Source organism: Staphylococcus lugdunensis (genome assembly GCF_002901705.1).
In the GTDB taxonomy this organism is placed as follows: Bacteria; Bacillota; Bacilli; order Staphylococcales; family Staphylococcaceae; genus Staphylococcus; species Staphylococcus lugdunensis.
In genome coordinates, this window is sequence record NZ_PPPV01000012.1 from 39294 (window position 1) to 39561 (window position 268).

Consider the following 268-nt stretch of genomic DNA (forward strand, 5'->3'; position numbering starts at 1 on the left):
CTTTTGAGCCATTAGCTCAGTTGGTAGAGCATCTGACTTTTAATCAGAGGGTCAGAGGTTCGAATCCTCTATGGCTCACCATTTATACGCGGGTGTGGCGGAATTGGCAGACGCACTAGACTTAGGATCTAGCGCCTTACGGCGTGGGGGTTCGACTCCCTTCACCCGCATATGCAGAAGTAGTTCAGCGGTAGAATACAACCTTGCCAAGGTTGGGGTCGCGGGTTCGAATCCCGTCTTCTGCTCCATTATTTTGCCGGGGTGGCGG

General features: G+C 53.0%; 3 tRNA genes. All 3 read left to right on the forward strand.

The annotated features are described in order from the left end of the window. Nucleotides 1-5: 5 nt before the first annotated feature. A tRNA-Lys gene (locus CD041_RS00815) sits at nucleotides 6-81 on the forward strand. 7 nt (nucleotides 82-88) lie between these two features. Beyond that, nucleotides 89-170 (forward strand) — tRNA-Leu (locus CD041_RS00820). Nucleotides 171-173: 3 nt separating this feature from the next. Beyond that, nucleotides 174-248: transfer RNA gene (locus CD041_RS00825), tRNA-Gly, on the forward strand. Nucleotides 249-268 lie beyond the last annotated feature (20 nt).